20 protein-coding genes are annotated in these 19,690 nt (G+C 45.7%); 15 read left to right on the top strand and 5 right to left on the bottom strand.

Features of this window, described 5'->3' with window-relative positions; genetic code table 11:
• Positions 1–264 precede the first annotated feature (264 nt).
• Positions 265–678, bottom strand: a complete 414-nt coding sequence (locus C8U37_RS10590; protein WP_108033199.1) for a cupin domain-containing protein — start codon at positions 676–678, stop codon at positions 265–267.
• 19 nt (positions 679–697) lie between these two features.
• Positions 698–1,015, bottom strand: coding sequence for a carboxymuconolactone decarboxylase family protein (locus C8U37_RS10585; protein ID WP_108033198.1), 318 nt, complete (start codon positions 1,013–1,015; stop codon positions 698–700).
• A gap of 272 nt (positions 1,016–1,287) precedes the next feature.
• On the opposite strand from C8U37_RS10585, the gene C8U37_RS10580 reads away from it, so the two are divergent.
• The 3 genes from C8U37_RS10580 (at position 1,288) to C8U37_RS14400 (ending at position 4,007) form a co-directional block, all read left to right on the top strand.
• Complete coding sequence (locus tag C8U37_RS10580) at positions 1,288–2,094, top strand: hypothetical protein (protein WP_108033197.1); 807 nt, start codon at positions 1,288–1,290, stop codon at positions 2,092–2,094.
• A 228-nt stretch (positions 2,095–2,322) separates the two neighbouring features.
• Positions 2,323–3,501, top strand: coding sequence for an RNA-guided endonuclease InsQ/TnpB family protein (locus tag C8U37_RS10575; protein WP_108033196.1), 1,179 nt, complete (start codon positions 2,323–2,325; stop codon positions 3,499–3,501).
• A 245-nt stretch (positions 3,502–3,746) separates the two neighbouring features.
• Positions 3,747–4,007 (top strand): hypothetical protein, encoded by a 261-nt coding sequence (locus C8U37_RS14400; RefSeq protein WP_146161830.1) that lies wholly within the window; start codon positions 3,747–3,749, stop codon positions 4,005–4,007.
• Here the strand turns inward: C8U37_RS14400 and C8U37_RS10570 are convergent.
• From C8U37_RS10570 to C8U37_RS10560, 3 genes are read right to left on the bottom strand one after another with little or no spacing between them, the layout of a single operon-like run.
• Entirely contained in the window at positions 3,999–4,787 is a 789-nt protein-coding gene (locus tag C8U37_RS10570; RefSeq protein ID WP_108033195.1) for a GDSL-type esterase/lipase family protein, read from the bottom strand. The two genes, C8U37_RS14400 and C8U37_RS10570, sit on opposite strands and share 9 nt — an antisense overlap.
• Before the next feature lie 23 nt (positions 4,788–4,810).
• Positions 4,811–5,812: an ABC transporter permease gene (locus tag C8U37_RS10565; protein ID WP_108033194.1), complete on the bottom strand. Its 1,002-nt coding sequence runs from the start codon at positions 5,810–5,812 to the stop codon at positions 4,811–4,813.
• Between the two features lie 12 nt (positions 5,813–5,824).
• A complete protein-coding gene (locus tag C8U37_RS10560; protein WP_108033193.1) occupies positions 5,825–6,736 on the bottom strand; it encodes an ABC transporter ATP-binding protein in 912 nt (303 codons plus the stop codon).
• A 258-nt stretch (positions 6,737–6,994) separates the two neighbouring features.
• Between C8U37_RS10560 and C8U37_RS10555 the strand changes: the two genes are divergently transcribed.
• The 12 genes from C8U37_RS10555 (at position 6,995) to C8U37_RS10505 (ending at position 19,667) form a co-directional block, all read left to right on the top strand.
• On the top strand, positions 6,995–7,858 hold the full coding sequence (locus tag C8U37_RS10555; RefSeq protein ID WP_108033250.1) for a DUF3737 family protein: 864 nt from the start codon (positions 6,995–6,997) through the stop codon (positions 7,856–7,858).
• Positions 7,842–9,029, top strand: coding sequence for a MalY/PatB family protein (locus C8U37_RS10550; RefSeq protein WP_108033192.1), 1,188 nt, complete (start codon positions 7,842–7,844; stop codon positions 9,027–9,029). Before C8U37_RS10555 ends, C8U37_RS10550 begins: the two co-directional genes overlap by 17 nt.
• A gap of 961 nt (positions 9,030–9,990) precedes the next feature.
• Positions 9,991–10,872 (top strand): LysR family transcriptional regulator, encoded by an 882-nt coding sequence (locus C8U37_RS10545; RefSeq protein ID WP_108033191.1) that lies wholly within the window; start codon positions 9,991–9,993, stop codon positions 10,870–10,872.
• 112 nt (positions 10,873–10,984) lie between these two features.
• Positions 10,985–12,157 carry an MFS transporter gene (locus C8U37_RS10540; RefSeq protein WP_170100260.1) on the top strand — a complete coding sequence of 391 codons (1,173 nt, stop codon included), beginning with the start codon at positions 10,985–10,987 and terminating at the stop codon, positions 12,155–12,157.
• Positions 12,158–12,259: 102 nt separating this feature from the next.
• The gene (locus C8U37_RS10535) at positions 12,260–13,240 is read left to right on the top strand and encodes an aldo/keto reductase (RefSeq protein WP_108033189.1); all 981 of its coding nucleotides are present in this window, start codon (positions 12,260–12,262) and stop codon (positions 13,238–13,240) included.
• A 150-nt stretch (positions 13,241–13,390) separates the two neighbouring features.
• Positions 13,391–13,672: a YkvA family protein gene (locus tag C8U37_RS10530; RefSeq protein ID WP_108033188.1), complete on the top strand. Its 282-nt coding sequence runs from the start codon at positions 13,391–13,393 to the stop codon at positions 13,670–13,672.
• Between the two features lie 159 nt (positions 13,673–13,831).
• Positions 13,832–14,581: an oxygen-insensitive NADPH nitroreductase gene (nfsA, locus tag C8U37_RS10525; RefSeq protein ID WP_108033187.1), complete on the top strand. Its 750-nt coding sequence runs from the start codon at positions 13,832–13,834 to the stop codon at positions 14,579–14,581.
• Between the two features lie 431 nt (positions 14,582–15,012).
• Positions 15,013–15,144, top strand: a complete 132-nt coding sequence (locus C8U37_RS14770) for a hypothetical protein (protein ID WP_281257522.1) — start codon at positions 15,013–15,015, stop codon at positions 15,142–15,144.
• 244 nt (positions 15,145–15,388) lie between these two features.
• Positions 15,389–16,606, top strand: coding sequence for a chloride channel protein (locus C8U37_RS10520; protein ID WP_108033186.1), 1,218 nt, complete (start codon positions 15,389–15,391; stop codon positions 16,604–16,606).
• A gap of 458 nt (positions 16,607–17,064) precedes the next feature.
• Positions 17,065–18,534 carry a sensor histidine kinase gene (locus C8U37_RS10515; protein ID WP_170100259.1) on the top strand — a complete coding sequence of 490 codons (1,470 nt, stop codon included), beginning with the start codon at positions 17,065–17,067 and terminating at the stop codon, positions 18,532–18,534.
• A gap of 5 nt (positions 18,535–18,539) precedes the next feature.
• Entirely contained in the window at positions 18,540–19,244 is a 705-nt protein-coding gene (locus C8U37_RS10510; protein WP_108033249.1) for a response regulator transcription factor, read from the top strand.
• A gap of 81 nt (positions 19,245–19,325) precedes the next feature.
• Positions 19,326–19,667: an SNARE-associated domain-containing protein gene (locus tag C8U37_RS10505; RefSeq protein ID WP_108033184.1), complete on the top strand. Its 342-nt coding sequence runs from the start codon at positions 19,326–19,328 to the stop codon at positions 19,665–19,667.
• Positions 19,668–19,690 lie beyond the last annotated feature (23 nt).

Genomic DNA, 19,690 nt, shown 5'->3' with positions numbered 1-19,690 from the left:
GATCGTTCTCCTCCGGTGAACGGAGGCTTCGCCGGAGTTCAGCCAACATTTTTGGTCGTGAACTCCGATGAGGCAAGCTTCATCGGAGTTGAGGGCGGAAGTTACCGGTGTTCTCCGGTAGGCTGCCGCCTCGCCGGAGCTGACGGCCTAATCCGGCGCTGTATTCCGTTCAGCGGCCACCGCGCATCATCCCGCACCAGCAGAATACAAACAAAAAAGCATGGCCTGCCTCGAAAAATGAGGCAGGCCATGCTTTTTTTGCAATTATTGGTGCAGCCCCTCGTACAACGCATCGGCAACGGGTTCTAGCCATTCGGGCGTTCCCGCTGTGATGGCGATGTGCTCGAACCAGCTGTCCTTGGCGGCGCCGTGCCAATGCTTCACGCCATCATGGGTGACGATGACAGCGCCGGGTTTCAAGGATTGGGCAGGCTTGCCGTCTTCCTGGTACCAGCCCTCTCCGCCGGTCACCAAAAGGATCTGGTAGCCGTCGTGGTGGATGTGCCAGTTGTTGCGGCAACCGGGTTCGAAAGTCACATTACCCACCCCGATATTCACTTCGGGATCCGCCACCAATGAATTCAGATAGCTTTGACCGACGAAATATTGCGCGTAAGCCGTGTTTTTATCCCCGATCGGGAAAATGACGCCATTTTTTACTTCTTCGTTTTTGGACATAAATTATTCCTCCTCTAAATTAATCTGTGTAGATTTCTTTGGCGATGTTGAACGCCGACCATGCTTTCGGCCAACCGACATAGAAGGCGAGCTGGGTGATGATTTCCGTGATTTCCGCTTTGGTCACGCCGTTATCCTTCGCTTTGTTCAAATGGAAGGGAAGCTGTTCGAAGTTGCCGCCTGTGATCAATGCCGTGACGGTGACGATGGAACGGTCGCGTGGCGCGAATTCTTCTTCCCTGGACCAGACCTGTCCGAACAAAACGTCGTCATTCAGTTCGGCGAATTTTGGTGCAAAATCGCCTAATAAATCTCTCCCTGCAGTTACTTTTGCCATAAAATCATCTCCTTGCTAATGTTAAATTCAGCATACTCCCTAGAGTGCACTTTAAGTCAAGGGCTAACTCAACATTTTTGTGCTTTTCTCAAATAATCGTGCTGTTGTATCTTTTGAAAATGGAGGTGGAAGCGCACGGTCTGTTCAATTGTAGCGTTCTCGGAGATGGATGCGACGATACAGGAGCGGATGGGATTTGGCAGGGTGCCTAGCCTATTAGCTGATTGGTTATCCAAAAGTAAGATATAATGTAGTTATTGAGGAGTGGATATATGTTTACATTGGGAAGAAGTATGGATTTTGGCTATAAAACAAATCGAATAATAGTACTATCATCAGTAATAGTGGCTGCTATAGGATGGTGGTTGACCGGAAATGTTTTATCAGGAGTTTATATAGGCTTTAGCCTGTTTTTAACGTGGGCACTCGTTAGAGAACTGGATCCAAACCATGAGTATGCAGCGTTTCTGGCTGCTGCATTTTCACTTTTAAATGTACTTTATTATGAAAATATTCAGCTTTTAGTGGTTGTTTGGATACTTTTACTTATGAGGATTGTAAATGGGATTACAGGAAAAAAGCTGACTACGTTTGATATATTTTCAGTGCTAGGACTTACTACCTACCTATCATTCAATGACGGAAACAGTATATATTTGATGATATTCATTTTAGCTATGGTCTTTAGCATAAAAACTGGAGAAAAAAAGAGAGAAGCATTGATAGCTAGTGTGATCAGTATAGGGATTGTTGCAGCAGAAAGGTTTTTTATAAATTATTTATCATTCAACAGTATAGAGTATTCAAATGCTGTAACCCTATTTTTAATTGCCGCATCAGGTCTATCGCTTATACTGTTTTGGTTTTTATCAAAAGGTGAAATCAAAGATGATAAAGGGAACGGCGTAAACAGATCCAAGCTGTTAGCAAGTCAAATTTTGTATAGTGCGACGATTCTTTTGCTGTTTGTCTTTGGGGGCGTTAGTCTTAATAATTTAGTTATCTACTTGTCAGCTGTGTTAGGTGCAATCATCTACTTCATTGGAGGTGAGATTCTAACCAGAACGCGTTCAAATTAAAAGGGTAGAAAATTCGGTCTTGATTTAACGAAATCTGAAAGAAGTCTCCCACTTCTAAACGTTTCGGTGCGTAGCACCAGTGAAAGTGGGAGATGAATTTCGGTTCGCCATCGGTGAACATTACTTCTCAGTAAGCCGTGCATTTCCTTTGAACAGAACTGGCGTTCGATGTATAATGGATGCGAAAAGAAACGAACGGAACCCCCCCGCCGGAAAGGAGGCGTTATTATGTACCACGGAAAACGATTGCTAATTCGCAATCAGGCGAAGCTGAAGCCAACGTTTGATGCTTGCAATAAAGCATCCGCCGAAGTGTGGAACCTGTGTCTGCAGAAAGCCAAAGACCATCATCTCGCCACCGGCAAGTGGATAGGCAAGACACAGCTGCAGACCGAAACAAAACAAACAGTCGCACTGCACAGCCAGAGCATCCAAGCCGTCACCCACAAATACCTGAATGCACGCTTAGCCGCAAAAGAAGCCAAAACCGCCGGACGCAAGGATGTCCGTTATCCATACAAGGAAAAGTTTTTCTTCAACACCAAGTGGGTAGGACAAGCCTTCTCCATTGAAGGCAACGCCGTCACCTTGTCGATGGGTATCCAAAACGGCAAACGCCAAACGCCATTGAAACTGCAAGTGTCCGGATTGGACGGCATCGCAGTCGAAACCATCAAGGAAGTGGAACTGTGCCATGACACCCATTATTATTTGTCCGTCACCTACGACGATGGGATGGAAAATCCGCCATTGAAACAGCAGCAAGCAGCCTCCGTTGACTTAGGCGAAATCCACAGCATCGCCTCCTTTGCGGAAGACGGCGCTTCCGTCCTGATTAGCGGACGCAAGGTGCGCAGCATACACCAATTACGCAATAAGAAACTGGCCGAACTGCAACGGCTGCAGTCAAAGTGTAAAAAAGGCTCCCGCCAATGGCGAAAATACCAAAAAGCCAAAAACTTCGTCCGCACCAAGAGCGCCCGCCAACTGCAGGATGCCTTGCACAAGACAACCAAAAACTTTGTTGACTGGTGTGCCGCACAGCAGGTTTCGACGGTTTACGTCGGTGATGTGGAAGGCGTCGAACGCAACACCAAAGGGAAGAAGCGTAAAAAAGTGACGCAAAAGTTATCCAATTGGAGCTTTGGCAAACTGATGGCCTATTTGACCTACAAATCCAAGGCCAAAGGCATCGATATCCAAAAGGTGGATGAAGCCTACAGCACGCAAACATGTCCTGTTTGCCACAACCGCAAGAAACACACCGGCCGCAATGTCCGTTGTGCGTGCGGATACAAGAGCCACCGCGACATCCACGGTGCCAAGAACATCCTCAGTAAGACGCTGTACGGCGATTTCCTGCCGTGGGCGATTGAGGAGCAAACAAAGTATCTACGACCTTGTTAGGGAGTAGTAGATGGCGCGTCACCGCCCACAAGCAGCAGAAGCTGTTTGCGTTGCTTTTTGTGGAGGAGCCAAGCAGTCATTTCCCGTCTGGAAAGGCATCGGCAACCGCCGAGCCCGGCCGCAACGTTCCTTTAGACAAAAAGAAACCCCCACTTCAAAATACGGCAGGATTTAAGTGTGGGAGTGTTCATGAGCTTCGATTCGATTGGTTATTATACATCAGTGTACAATGAGAGTACTATATCTTGTGGATAGAACCAGCTGAATTGTTTTGCTTTTTTGGCCCCTATTATTATCTATTATTAGTGATCTCAGCTATTTTAATGAGTACCGTATTAATCAAAATATCAACGCCATTACTAGAGAAAAATATGGAGAAATACGATGGATGGGAAGGATACACCAAAAGAGTCCCAATGCTTTTCCCTTTCACAAAAAATAAGAAAAATGGTTCCGTTTATCAGAAAGCTGATGAATGGAACCATTTTTCTCTTTCCCTAGTTTAATATCCGATCCAATTCTTCTGCTATCATTTGATACCCTGAACCATTTGGATGAAATTCATCTGGTGAGAGATAGTCGGTTAAATGGTATTTAAACAAATCATAAGTCGGTACATAGGCAAATTTAACATCTGAATCGACAATTAGACTCGTTTCATAGTTCCAGTCTAAAAGAAATCTGGTTTTTTCTGGATCCTCTTTGCTGTATGGATCGTATAAACCGATCAACGCTAACTGGGCATCTGGATTGAGGGCTCTGATTTCTTTTGTGATAAGTTCTAGATTTTTCTTGTAGTTTTTGAGCGCTTCTTCAAATGCAAGCGTTAAAGAGACCCTGTCTTCATAGTCTAAACGGTTTAAATCATTTCCTCCAATTGAAATAATAATCAAATTTGCCTTTGAAATACTAGCTTTATTTTCTGCACTTTTTATCAACTTTACGAGTTCATTACTTTCATAGCTTGGTACTGAAATATTTGTGCTGGTTTTTTTTTTTCCATCCTTTTCATCAATTAAATTGAGGTATCTTTTTCCTATACCTAAATTTTCTTCATCCCCTATTCCAAATCCTATTGAGTCGCCAAGAATGAGTATGTCAGAAGATGCTTCTGACATACTCTCTCCTTCTTGTGGTTTATTGGTTGAGCTTTCCAGTTGTGGGTCTATGGGGGCGCTTTCCTCACTCTTACTTACAACTACTGACGCAATAAAACCGGATATAAATACAATCGCTAAAGCCATCGAAATAAATAAGATTAGTGGCCAAATTACTTTTTTATACATGCTTATGCTCCTTAATAGGTGCCCTAAACGATGACATCCTTACGATTGAATACCATAAAGCTTATGATCAAGGCTACTACAGCCCAAGCGCTCAATATAAGAATAGAAAAGTTTAAACTCATTCCTTCAATGGGCTGATAGGATCCAGTTAAATAGCGCGTAAGATCTAAATTTGTCACAAAAAAATATTTGACTAATGTCCATTCAGATAAGAAAAACTGTAAAAATTGACCTCCGATCAGCGCGGCCATTAATATACCTATGGCTGAGGAACTATTATCAACTAGCACTGAAATCATTAGGGTTATCGAGGCCATTACGATAGATACGAACCACAAAAGTGAATATATCAATAAAGTGTATTGAAACCGAGAAATCAATATAGTCGAATCAGAATTTAATTGATCCCCAACCAATCGAAAACCAGTTACAATAGGTTCACTGAATCCCCATTGTTGAAAAAACAAATAGGACACTAAAGTGGATGAGACGGCAATGATAAATACTAAAATGGTCGTCATGATCAGGAGCGCCAGAAACTTACTGAATAATATTTTCCATCTGGGTACAGCTCTCGTGAGTAAAATTTTAATCGTTTTTTTAGAGAACTCATTTGAAACTAAATCTGCAGCCAAAATGACAATGAGGAGTGGGATGAAAAGTGTGATGCCTTGTTCGACAAATTGAACATTAAATTTGGAAGCTGTAGGTGTTATAGGATTGATATCGTTCTCAATAAAGTAATTCAACTGCTGAATTTCCCTATCAATGGATGCTCTGACTTCTTCTGGTATGAATTCATTACTGCTGCGTTCTTCAAGATCATTCAGCCTTTGAGTAGTAAGGCCTTTCCAATCGTATGCTACACCACCAGATTCCGCTTCAAATTTTTTTATATTATTATCATAGGAATATTTTTGTCCGTATGAAAGTAAACTTACAAAAATTAAAAGTAACATAAAAATCAGGAGCATTTTTTTCTTTAATAAAATTTTTAGTATCTCATTTTGTGTTAACGAAATCATGCGATCACACCTTTATCCGATTTTATGTTTATCTGTAAGAGTCAAAAATAAATCTTCTAACGTTCTCTTTTTATTTTCAACATATTTGATCTCTATTCCGGAATAAATTAAAGCTTTATTTATTTCTGATAGCCTTTCTACATGAACTAATGCGGTTACATTTTTTGCATCTATGGATGAATCGACAGCAAACTTATCTTTAAGGATGGATTGAGTCTTTTCGGGATCATCCACTGTCCAAACAACTTCACCAGTAGCTAAAATTTCATGAATGGATGCATTTCTGATAATGCGTCCGTTATCTATGATACTGACTCGGTCGCACATCAATTGAACTTCACTAATGAGATGCGAAGAAATCAACACGGAAATGCCTTTTTCTTTTGCTAATGTTTTTACGATTTCTCTAAACTCATGTATGCCTTGAGGATCCAGCCCGTTTGTGGGCTCATCTAAAATCAATAGTTTCGGTTGATGAATCAGAGCTTGCGCTAAACCGATTCTTTGTTTCATTCCCATTGAATAAACATCAACCTTATCATAAATCCGTTTTTCCATGCCGACTAATTCTATAGCTTCATCAATATCTTTTTTAGTAACCCCTTTCGACATACTGCCTAATATTTCAAGATTCCTATACCCACTCATATAATCATATAGATCAGGACCTTCGATGATACAACCTACATTGGACATAGCTTTTACATAGTCATTTTTTATGGAATACCCACAGATTTCTATATCGCCGGAAGTAGGCTTTGCCAAGCCTACGATCATCCTTAAAGTTGTTGTTTTTCCAGATCCATTAGGCCCTAGAAAACCTAATATTTCCCCTTTTTTAATATCAAAACTGACATCTTGTATAATGAGCTTTTTCTTGATTCGTTTGGTTACATTTGAAACTTTTAGTACCGATGTATCCATAGTAGGCCTCTTCTCAAAGATTGTTTTATCGTTCCTCTCAGCACAAGCTAGCAGCAAATAAAAAAAATGAATAATTGTTATCGTCGGATTTCACTGGCATTACGCGGATTACGTTGATTGTTACTGAATAAAGTATACAATATAAAAGGAAAAATACCCCTCTGCAAGCTATCGGTTGACTCAAATTGATTTTGTCGCTTGACTTAACGTCAAGGTTAAGGTGTACGCTCTGATTGTATCAGAGAGGGGAAATGAATGATGGAACATCTTAATCAACAGCTATTCACCGGGGAACGGGCTCTGTTCAAAGAAAAAGACCTGCAGATCAGCCATTCAGTTTTTGCGGACGGAGAGTCTCCCTTGAAGGAAAGCAACAATATCGCACTCGACAACACGATCTTCCGCTGGAAATATCCATTGTGGTATGCGCGGAACATCCAGGCAAACAATATCACTTTAGTGGAAACAGCGCGTTCCGGCATTTGGTACACCAATGGCATCACCATAACCGACAGCATGATCCAAGCGCCCAAGACATTCCGAAGAGCTATCGATATAACGCTGGAACGAGTGGAAATGCCAAATGCGCAAGAGACGTTATGGAACTGCAACGATATTACGCTGAAACACGTCAACGCTACGGGCGATTATTTTGCGATGAACAGCGAAAATATCCGTATCGAGCATTTTACGCTCTCGGGAAACTATGCCTTTGACGGTGCCAAGAATATCGAAATTTCGCATGCCAAATTGCTTTCAAAAGACGCTTTCTGGAACTGCGAGAACGTGGTTGTAAGGGATTCGACGATCATCGGCGAATATCTGGGCTGGAATTCGAAAAACATCACCTTCATCGACTGCGTCATCGAGAGCAACCAAGGCATGTGCTATATGGAGTACGTGAAAATGGATAATTGCACGATCATCAACACTGATCTGGCGTTCGAATACTCAACTGTCGACATTCAAGCGAACAGCCGCATCGACAGCGTCAAGAATCCGATCAGCGGAACGATAACCGCTAGCGGAATCGGTGAATTGATTCTGGATGATCCGGAAATCGCCGAGGAGAACACCAAATACCAGCTTGCGGAGGACCAAGAATATGCCATTCGATTTTGACCAGATCATCGACAGACGGAATACCAACTCGTATAAGTGGGATGTCAAGGCAGGTGAATTGCCAATGTGGGTGGCGGACATGGACTTCGGGACGGCGCCTGCTGTTGTTGATGCCATCGAAAAGCGCCTTCGGCAAGGGGCTTTCGGCTACAATACCGTCCCGGACAGTTTCCGGGAAAGCATCATCAGGTGGTGGCAGAGGCGGCACCAATTCACGATGGAAAAAGAATGGATCCTTTATTGCACAGGCGTCGTTCCGGCCATCTCTTCGATTGTGCGGAAAATGACGGAAATAGGCGATGACATTGTCGTTCTTTCGCCGGTCTACAACATCTTCTATAATTCCATACTGAACAACGGTCGTAAAGTATTAGCGAGCGAGTTGCGTTATGATGCCGGAAGCTATGCCATCGATTATGCGGATCTGGAAGAAAAACTGTCGCGCGAAACGACTTCGCTGTTCATTTTCTGCAACCCGCATAATCCGATCGGCAAAGTTTGGGACCGGCCGACGTTGGAACGGATCGCCGAACTGTGCATCAAGCATGATGTGCTGGTCGTGAGCGACGAAATCCATTGCGATGTGACGCATATCGGCCACGCGTACATTCCATTTGCCTCCGTTTCCGAGGAGATTGCTGACCGGACAATCACGTGCATTGCCCCGACAAAAGCATTCAATCTCGCCGGGCTGCAGACTGCGGCGATCGTCATCCCGAATCTTGAAATCAGAAAGCTGGTGAACAGAGGGATCAACACGGATGAAGTGGCGGAGCCCAATACCTTCGCAATCCAAGTGGCTGAAGCGGCTTTCGATGAAGGCGAGGAATGGCTGGAGGAGCTGCGGGAATACTTGGAGCAGAACAGACAATTTTTGATCGGTTCTTTGAAGGAACTTGTTCCTGAAATCCAGGTGGTCGAGGCTGAAGCTACTTATCTGGCTTGGATCGATTGCGTAGCGATTACGGAAGATACGAAACAACTGTGCGCCCACATCCGAGCAAAAACCGGGCTGTACCTGTCCGAAGGGAATATCTTCGGCGGAAACGGATCGCGTTTTGTCCGCTGGAATTATGCCTGCCCGCGGACGCTTCTGGAGGACGGCATCAAGCGCTTCAGCGAAGGGGTTGCACGCTATAAAGAGGAGGACAACAAAGGAAAGCAATCATGAGAATAGAGGGCGACAGCTATGCGAACGGCCTGGTTTGCGCTGGGCAAAATAGATGACGGGGCGGACATGTTGCTGCAGTACGGCAAAAGCTTCGACGCAACATTCGAAAATAGCGGTTGTCCGATTCATTCGGTTTATCGGACAAGTTCGAGAACATATGCTTTGCGGTTGTCCGATCCTTTCGGGTTATCGGACAAGCTCGAGACCATATGCTTTCTGGTTGTCCGATTCTTTCGGGTTATCGGACAAGTTCGAGAACATATGCTTTGCGGTTGTCCGATCCTTTCGGGTTATCGGACAAGCTCGAGACCATATGCTTTCTGGTTGTCCGATTCTTTCGGGTTATCGGACAAGTTCGAGAACATATGCTTTGCGGTTGTCCGATCCTTTCGGGTTATCGGACAAGCTCGAGACCATATGCTTTCTGGTTGTCCGATTCTTTCGGGTTATCGGACAAGCTCGATAACATATGCTTTGCGGTTGTCCGATTCTTTCGGGTTATCGGACAAGCTCGAGAACATATGCTTTGCGGTTGTCCGATTCTTTCGGGTTATCGGACAAGTTCGAGACCATATGCTTTGCGGATGTCCGATTCTTTCGGTTTATCGGACAAGCTCGAGACCATATGCTTTCTGGTTGTCCGATTCTTTTGGGTTATCGGACAAGCTCGAGACCATATGCTTTCTGGTTGTCCGATTCTTTCGGTTTATCGGACAAGCTCGAGAACATATGCTTTGCAGCTATCCGATTCTTTCGGGTTATCGGACAACTTACGACCTATCCGTGCTCCCGCAGCCTAAATGTCAAATAGGGCCATCGCTATTGCGGTTGTGTGGCTGCGGCTTGATATGAGATACTTGAGAAGAGCCGATGCACGCCGCCTGCACAGCAAAGTGTTGCAGCATTCGCAAGCTGTCGCGGTTGCATCAAAACCGGATCAGGGGATAGGAGAGTACAAACTATGGAATTGCGTGTTCTGAATTATTTTTTGACGGTGGTATATGAGGAGAACATCACCAGTGCCGCCGAAAAATTGCACATCACCCAACCGACATTGTCGCGTCAACTGATGCAGTTGGAGGAGGAATTGGGCGTTTCCTTGTTCCGACGCGGCAAAAAGAAAATCACGCTGACCAGTGAAGGCTTGCTGCTGAAAAGAAGAGCGGAAGAAATCCTGGACCTGACCAAAAAAACGGAACAGGAACTGAAAGAGCAGCAGCCGCTCATGAACGGCGAAATCGCCATCGGTGGGGGAGAAACGCAGTCTATGCGTGTGTTGGCTGATTTCGTCAAAACCTTCAGCACGGAATATCCGCAAGTCACCTACAAATTTTACAGTGCAGATGCCGATGAAATAAAAGAGCGGGTCAACAAAGGATTGATAGATATTTGTCTGTTGACCGAGCCGGTTGATGTCGAAAAATTTGACTTCATCCGGATTCCCGAAAAAGAAAGATGGGGCGTGCTGATGAGGAAAGACAGTCCGCTTGCAGAAAAGCAGTCTGTCGCGCCAATGGACTTGCTGCCATACCCTATCCTGACTGCAGGGCGGGCGCTTGTCCAAAACGAGTTGGCCAATTGGTTCGGTGATACGTATGATAAGCTGCGCATTATCGGCAGCTATAATCTGATTTATAATGCGGGCATCATGGTGGAAGCCGATTTGGGATATGCGATATGCCTGGAAAAACTCGTCCCGGCCAGTAAGGAAACCGAGCTCTGCTTCCGCACATTGGAGCCTGTTTTGGAGACGGGTGTCGTCATTGCCTGGAAAAAATATCAACCCTTCCCGCCGGCCGTGGCCAAGTTCATCGAAATGCTGAAACATGCTTTGAAAGCATAATCAATCATGCGAAACAACTATTATCTTTTTTTGCGAACGCGTTTTAAAATGGGTATAAGTAAATGGTTGCATGCTGTACAGGCATATCCAACCAGAAAGGAAAAACACGCTTATGGAGACGAAATCACTCAAAAAGCTTGCGCTGCTGTCAGCTTCATTCGTTGTCGTTTCGGGCGGCGCCATCGCGGTGAATGTTCCTGCAATCGCACGGGACTTCCCGGAGATCCCGCTGCAATTGGTGGAATCCTTGACAACGATGCCGTCTCTTTTCCTTATCCTTTCGGTGTTGTTCAGCCATGCCATTGCACAACGGATCGGCTATAAAAAGACAGTCCTGCTGGGCTTGCTTACGGTTCTGGTTTCTGGATTGATTCCGATATTCATTCACAATTTCTGGATTATTTTCATCTCCAGGGCATTCTTCGGACTGGGGATCGGGCTTTTCAATTCCTTGTTGGTCAGCTTCATCCGCTATTCGTACGTGGGGGCCGAAAGGGCGGCCATGATCGGTCTCCAGAGCGCTTTTGAAGGAATCGGCGGAATGAGCATATCCTTCTTAGTGGGTCAATTGCTGAAAATCGATTGGCAGACGTCTTTTTGGGTCTATCTTTCCGTCCTACCGGCGCTTTTCTTATTTGCAACCTTGGTTCCGGATATACCCTCTGAACAAGAGGCCGTTTCCGGAAAATATCAGGAGTCAGATCTGCCAGGAAAACGCCGCAACAGGATGAGCAGGGAAGTCCTCGGCTACCTGGCGCTGCTCGTTGTGGCGGTGATGTTCTATATGACAATCACGGTCCGGGTAACACCACTTATGCTGGTAAACGGTTATGGCGATGCAACGGACGGGAGCGGTATCCTTGCTTTGATCGGCATCGGTGCGATGACCGCAGGCTTTCTGTTCGGAAGAGTCTTCGCGGCCATCGGGAAATATACATTGCCTTTCGCACTGTTTGGGATGGGGTTGGCGTTGGTGACGATCGGTCTGTCGAACGCGGTCTGGGTTACCGGACTGGCCGCCGCTTTTTGCGGTTTTTCTTTCCGGAACTTTATCCCGTATCTGTTCAATAAGGTGAACAGCACCGCTTCGGGCAATGCCAACACCGCGACCTCGCTGCTGTTGGTCGGCTTCAATCTGGGTGCAGCTTTTTCCCCATACGGAATCGTCGTGATGGAGACTATTTTCCGGCTTTCTTCCGAGCGGGGGATTTTTTTCCTGGAAGGTGCGCTCTTGCTGGTTTTTGGTGCAATCGGAACGGGCTATCATTTTCTGTCGCGTGGATAAAGTGCTATCATAGTGATAAAGCGAACGGTAAGCGCTCGCATTGCAAGGCCGCTAGTGAGTATGAACAACAGAAATTCATTTTGAAAGGTAGGTATCAGCAAGATGGAATATGTAAAATTTGGAAATACGGGCATGGATGTATCCCGAATCTGTTTGGGCTGTATGAGTTTCGGCGATCCGGATACATGGGTGCACAAATGGGCACTAAAGGAAGAGGAAAGCAGACCGATCATCAAACACGCGTTGGATCTGGGCATAAACTTCTTTGACACTGCGAATGTTTATTCCTTGGGAAGAAGCGAAGAGATTCTTGGAAAAGCCATCAAGGACTTTGCGAAGCGTGATGAAGTGGTCATCGCCACGAAAGTCCACGGGAAAATGCACGAAGGCCCGAACGGCTCCGGCCTGTCCCGCAAGTCCATCCTGAGCGAAATCGACAACAGCCTGAAACGGTTGGACATGGATTATGTGGATCTCTTCATCATCCATCGTTGGGATTACAACACGCCGATCGAAGAGACGATGGAAGCTTTGCATGATGTGGTGAAATCCGGAAAAGCGCGCTATATCGGGGCTTCCGCGATGTATGCTTGGCAATTCCAAAAGGCTTTGCATGTGGCGGAAAAGAACGGCTGGACTCGATTTGTGTCGATGCAGGATCACCTGAATTTGTTGTACCGCGAAGAGGAACGGGAAATGCTGCCGCTTTGCCGGGATGAAAAGATTGCCGTTACCCCGTACAGCCCGATGGCATCCGGCCGTTTGACGCGCGATTGGTCGGAAACGTCCAAACGGATGGAAACGGACAACGTGGCGCGCTCGAAGTACGACGCCACCGCGGATAAGGACCGGATCATCGTCGAACGGCTAGCTAAAGTGGCCGCCGACAGAGGCGTTTCGCGCGTCGAAATCGCGTTGGCTTGGCTGTTGCAGAAAGACCCGGTCGTGGCGCCCGTCATTGGCGCCACGAAACTTGAGCACTTGGAAAAACCGGTGGAAGCCTTATCGGTCAAGCTCACGGATGCTGAAGTCGCATTTTTGGAAGAACCGTATGTGCCACATTTGATCGTAGGGCATAATTGAGGCATTTCGGCAGGCTATAAAATCATCCTTGAGACTGATTCATTTACTTTAGATAAGCAGTATACTTTGTTCACGATAACCGGCTGAGACAAGGAGCTCCATTCGTCTCTGGAAAGGTTGTCAAAATCCATCAGCAAAGGAAAATGCAGAATGAAAGTAAGAAAGAAAACCAGTCTGACACCGTTTGATAAAATCAAGTCACTCGTGCTTTCCCTGTTCGATTCGAAAGTCGACGGCAAGAAAAAATGGATGGTAGCGGGGATCATTCTTTATATCATCAGCCCGATCGACCTTTTGCCGGATATGTTACCGATGGTAGGATACGCGGACGACGTTTTGTTGCCGATCCTGTTTTTGATCGCTGAAAAGATCCTTTCGGATGCACCAGACAAAGAGAACGAACGCCCGATCAAAGAGGCCAAGAAAATCTGATGCAGCAACTTATAGCCCCACTCCCGAACGAAATCAGCGGAGGAGCGGGGCTTTTTCATGCGCTTTTTTCTAAAGCATCAGGTTGGACGCGGCTTCTTCCTTCCTATAAAATGAACATAATCATTTCGAAAAATTATTGTGAAGGCGAGGAAAAAATTAATGAATGAAACAATCGAGCGCATCCTGGCGCACCGCACGGTAAGGGATTTTGAAAATCGGCCTTTGAGCCCAGGACAGATCGAAACGATCGTCCGCAGCGCTCAAGCGGCTTCCACCTCCAGTTTTGTGCAGGCCTACTCCATCATCGGCGTGACGGATCCCGAAAAAAAGCGTGAACTGTCAAAAATCTCCCGCAACCAAGCTTTCGTCGCCGATAACGGGCACTTTTTCGTTTTTTGTGCTGACTTGCATCGTCATGCGGTGATCGGCGAAATGGAAGGCAAAGATGTCACGGCGTCGCTTGAAAGCACCGAAAAATTCATGGTAGGCGTCATCGATGCGGCGCTGGCCGCCCAAAATGCCGCACTTGCTGCCGAAGCGATGGGACTCGGCATCTGCTATGTCGGCGGGTTACGGAACGATCTCGAAAAAGTGCGCGATCTTTTGAAGATCCCGGACAAAGTATTGCCGCTGTTCGGCTTGGCGGTGGGCTACCCGACCTGCATCAACGACCAGAAGCCGCGCCTGCCTCTGGAACATGTCTATCATGAAAATGAGTATCAGCAGGATGAAGCAGTGTACAAAGTCCAACTTGAGCAGTACAACCAGGAAATCGCAGACTATTATGTCGCCCGGACCGGTGGCGAGCGTTCGGATACTTGGACCAGCCAGATGGCCAACATGCTGGCGCAGCCGCAGCGCATGTACATGCATGACTTCGTCGAAAGACAGGGGATGAACAAGCACTGATCACCTGAAATGGTTCTGCTGTTTGCACATGGTGAAAAAAATACTTGCACCGAACGGATATTCGTGTTATAGTTACCTTTCAACGTCCAAGAACATATGCAACTAATATGTATGGAACCAAGGCTTTTCTCTATTCTGCAGCGGATGCTGCAGGCAAACGGAACCAAAAATAAGCGAAGTTAAATTTATTCTGTAGCGCCACATGCTGGTGCCCGCAACATGAATTTCCAAGATTTAGATTTGATAGTGAAAAAGCCGCGATTCCTGTACAGGAATACCTTTTTCTTTCTTATGATAATAAGTAGAGATGCAAAAGGTACTCGATTGAGTGCCTTTTTGATTTCTCTAAGTACAGAAAAAAAGGATATATGAGGAGGTTGAAAGATAGTAGCGTACGCATATGGTTACGCTAAAGAAGGAGCAAGAAATATATGAAGAACATCGTCTATACGAATTCGCAGAACGTGACTATTGAAATATCATGGGAAGCGTATTACAAAGAGATCGACATGCGCAAACAAGAGCGTTTGAAAAGAAAACAAGCGCAAACAAGCGGCAAATAAGGTCCAAGTGGCTCCCTAGGAATGGGGAGTTGCAAAATAAAAAGTTCGGAATCCCTGTCTCACAGTTGTTGAGGCAGCGGATTCCGGGCTTTTTTTGTTGTTTCCGTGTCGGTGGTATGTCCGAATATTGCGTTCGGTTCGGGCAATAATTTTCAGGCATCCCAATCGGTTTCGTGGTATTATCATTGGAAGATATCTCTGCAGTGGCGCAGCGAAAATAAGTGTTTGAAGAAGGAATATGACAATGGAACTAAAAAAATCAGTGGTTTATCAAGAAATAATTTTTTACGGGATGGCAGCGATCGCAATGGGCATAATTGTGGGAGCTTTGGATGCCTTGTTTGGCGAAGTACTTATTTTGATCACGCAGTTCCGCGGGCAGCACATCGCCTGGTTGCTGCCGTTTTTGGCAGTCGCCGGCTTGGCAATCGTCCATGTCTACCAGAAATTCGGAAAAAACAGCAGTAAGGGGATGGGGCTCGTCTTCACTGCGGGGAACAAGCAGGATGAAGAAATCCCAAAACGGCTGGTTCCGCTGGTCATCGGCGGTACTTGGCTGACCCATCTTTTCGGCGGCAGCGCCGGCCGGGAAGGTGTGGCCGTCCAGATCGGAGCGACCGTGGGCTATACCTTCGGCAAAAAAATCCATTTCCAGGATTCGAAAAAAATCCTGCTGGTTGCCGGGATGGCTGCCGGGTTTGCGGGCTTGTTCCAGACACCGATGGCGGCGACATTCTTCGCCTTGGAGGTGCTGATGGTCGGTGCGATTGAATACCGCGCGCTTTTCCCCGCAGCGTTAAGCGCCTTTGCGGCAGCCTATACCTCGCATTTCCTCGGATTGGAAAAATTCTCGGTAGACTTGAATGTGGATTTGCCGGTTGACTTATCTTTTGCTGGGAAAGTCGTCCTTTTGGGCATCGTCTTCGGGGCGATTGGTGGCTTGTTCGCCAAATTGCTGAAGAACACGAAGGGCTGGCTGGCGCAAAAGATAACAGATCCTTACAGAAGGATTTTTGTTGTGGGCGTGCTATTGACCATTTCGCTGTTTGCGTTGCATATGGGGCGTTACTCGGGCTTGGGCACCAACCTGATCAGCGCCAGTTTTGAAGCGGGCACAATCTACAGTTACGATTGGGTGTTGAAGTTGGTGCTTACGATAGTGACTTTGGCAGCGGGATTCCAGGGCGGCGAAGTCACACCGCTGTTCTCGATCGGCGCAAGCTTGGGTTATTGGTTGGCGCCGCTGTTCGGCTTGCCGCCGGAATTTGTGGCCGCTCTGGGATACGCGAGTGTCTTCGCCTCCGCGACGAATACTTTCATCGCGCCAATCTTCATCGGCGTCGAAGTGTTCGGATACGACACGCTGCCGTATTTTTTTGCGATTGTGTCGGTAGCCTACGCATTCAACAATGGGCACTCCATATATGCGCAGGAAAAAGCAAAGATCGATCATTTGCGTTGATGATTCGGAAAAATATGGTGAGCATTTATTATTAGAGGAGGTTGTCTCGAAATGAGACAGCTTTTTTTATAGCCCTTATCGAAAGTTGTCGGATTTTCGGATATTATCCGACAACTTTCGATAGAGGCAGGCATAAGTTGTCGGATTCTCTGTAGTTATCCGACAACTTTCGGTGCAGACAGGCCCTGATTGTCGGATTCTCCGTAGTTATCCGACAATTTTTGATGCAGAGGTGCTGCGGATGCCGGATTCTTCGCTATTATCCAACATTATCCGATATTTTTTTGATACGTCTTTGGGATCTAGCGCAAAGAGACAGCCCCTTCGAGCAAAATAATCTGGCAGATTTAATGTGAGTTTAGGAATTGTTTATATATAGTTGCTATACTTATACGGAAAGCATTTGAAGAGGCAAAAAAGCCATGCGCCGATATTTGCACCGTGAATGGAGAAATGATATGCGAAAAAAAACAATGAAAAGAAAATTGTTCCTCTCGAACTTAGTGATGGTGGTCTTTCCGGTTGTGCTGATGGCGGCTTTTGCATGGGGCTTTTTGGAGCTCGTACAGAATATTATCATACCAAGCGATAGCAAGATCGCATCCGTCGAAAATTTGGTTACGAGCGTGGAAACGACATTGGATGCTGTAGATGTGAATATGCTTTTGACGGATGTGCAATCACAAAAAGATTTGGAGCAACTCGTCAAAAAGGATGGCTACCATGTGATGGCATTAAATCAGGATAAGATTGTTTTTTCCAATCTTGAGAAAGATGAAAGCAGATATTTGAACAAGTACGTGAATATAGACAGCTTAAAGAATAAAGAGCGGGATACGTTCATTCAGCGAATCGGAGCAACCATCGTGATTCGGACAGTTGAGCAAAATGGTGAAAAAATAACCTTTATTGCCACCGGGTCAACAGAACTGGGTATTTTAGGCAATTTAAATTTTGGTTCCTTGGTCACAATCGGCGCCTCGGCAGTAGCCATCGTCGTGGCAGCCATATTTGCCATCATACTTTTCAGCATGTTTTTATCCCAATTGATGATAAGGCAAATCATGTCACCGATTCAAAGGCTAGCCGATGGCGCAAAACGGATCCAAACGGGCAATTTTGATGAAGAAATCACTGGAGTGGAAGAAGAGGAACTAAAGGATGTCTGCGATTCATTCAACAGCATGCAAATCCAAGTAAAGGCAACCCTTGAGCAAAATCAAAAATATGAAAAAGCCCGGACAAATATGATTTCGGGAATCTCCCACGATCTAAGGACCCCACTGACTTCAGTTAAGGGTTACATCAAAGGGGTGCAGGACGGAGTGGCAAACACTCCGGAAAAAAGAGAAAAGTATCTGGACGTCGCCTATCGCAAGGCTTGTGAGATGGACATACTCTTGCAAAAACTATTTTTTTTCTCGAAAATGGAAACAGGCAATATGCCGCTCCATTTCGTGGAGACGGATCTGGATGCATATTTAAAGGGATTTGTGGCTGCGTTCAACATCGAAAAAGAAGAAACGCACGCCGAAATCGCATTGCAAAGTTCTGGGAGCGACCATTTTGTCCAATTGGATCCCGAACAGATGCATCGTGTCCTTGCCAATATTGTCGAAAACAGCATCAAGTACCGCAGTAAAGAATGGTCACAGATCAGGTTCAGTCTAGTCACGCAGTCAGATGAAGAGGTGATCATCATCCAGGACGATGGCGATGGCGTGCCTGCCGAAAAAATAGACCTGTTATTTGAGCAATTCTATCGTGTGGATGAAGCAAGAAGCACAACAAAAGAAGGCAATGGGTTGGGCCTCTACATCGTGAAGTATATCGTCGAGCAGCACGGCGGCAGCGTGAAGGCCGAAAACCATGATGGCCTTCGGATTACCATTACACTGCCTAGGGTAAAACGGGAAGGAAAAGGGTGAGTGAATTGACCAAAATATTACTTGTTGAAGACGAAGAAGAAATTGCAATGCTGGAGCGGGATTATCTGGAAATCAGTGGTTACGAAGTGGATATCCTTTCGGACGGGCTTCTTGCAGTTGAAAGGGTTCTGAAGGGAGATTACAACCTGCTTATTTTGGATTTGATGCTGCCGGGCAAGAACGGCTACGATATTTGCCGCGAAATCCGAGACCGGGTCGATATCCCCATTCTGATGGTGACGGCTAAAACGGAATCGGTCGATAAGGTGAGGGGGCTCGGCTTGGGGGCCGATGATTACATCGCAAAACCATTCGACCCAGCAGAATTGGTCGCCCGTGTGAAATCGCATTTGAAAATGTATGAGCGTTTAAAAAATGCCGGACCTGAAGGAAGAGCGGAAAACGAAGAAGGCGTTATCCGTGCAGGAAAACTGCGCATCATGACGAAGAGCCGGAAAGTCTATAAGGGCGATCAAGAAGTGAAATTAGTGAATAAAGAGTTTGAGTTACTGTCATTTCTGGCAAACAATCCGAACAGGGTTTTCTCCAAAGAACATCTTGTTGAAAAAATATGGGGATATGATTACCTCGGCGATGGTGCGACCGTAACGGTGCATATCAACCGCATACGGGAAAAAATTGAAGAGGACAACAGCAACCCCAAATACATCGAAACCATCTGGGGCGCAGGGTATCGATTCAATGCGTAAAAAGAGTAGTTTCGAGCCGCAGAAGGAGCCGCTGTTTTTCGGTACCGTTGGATAAATAATTTTAATCATAGGAGTTTTATTATGAACATTATCATGGGATTGTTAGATTTTATTTTGCATATTGATCAAAATTTGGTTTTGATGGTCAATCATTTTGGGGCATGGACGTATGTCATTTTGTTTCTGATTGTCTTTGTCGAAACAGGCATAGTGGTGTTTCCTTTCTTGCCAGGCGATTCCCTATTGTTTGCTGCAGGTGCTATGGCTTCTTTGAGCGGTTCCAAATTGAGTTTGCCGATAGTCATGCTTGCCACGGTAATCGGAGCGATTTTAGGTGACTTGATGAATTATCACCACTTTACAACTTTTCACGCCCCTCAGGGCATAAAAATACAAACAACCCCAAATTTTTTGTATGATTGATTTGGAGAAAAAACCAACAAAAA

It is taken from the genome of Trichococcus patagoniensis, from assembly GCF_003051085.1.
In the GTDB taxonomy this organism is placed as follows: domain Bacteria; phylum Bacillota; class Bacilli; order Lactobacillales; family Aerococcaceae; genus Trichococcus; species Trichococcus patagoniensis.
The sequence above is the reverse complement of the archived record's forward strand: the minus strand, read 5'-3'. Positions and strand labels throughout refer to the sequence as shown.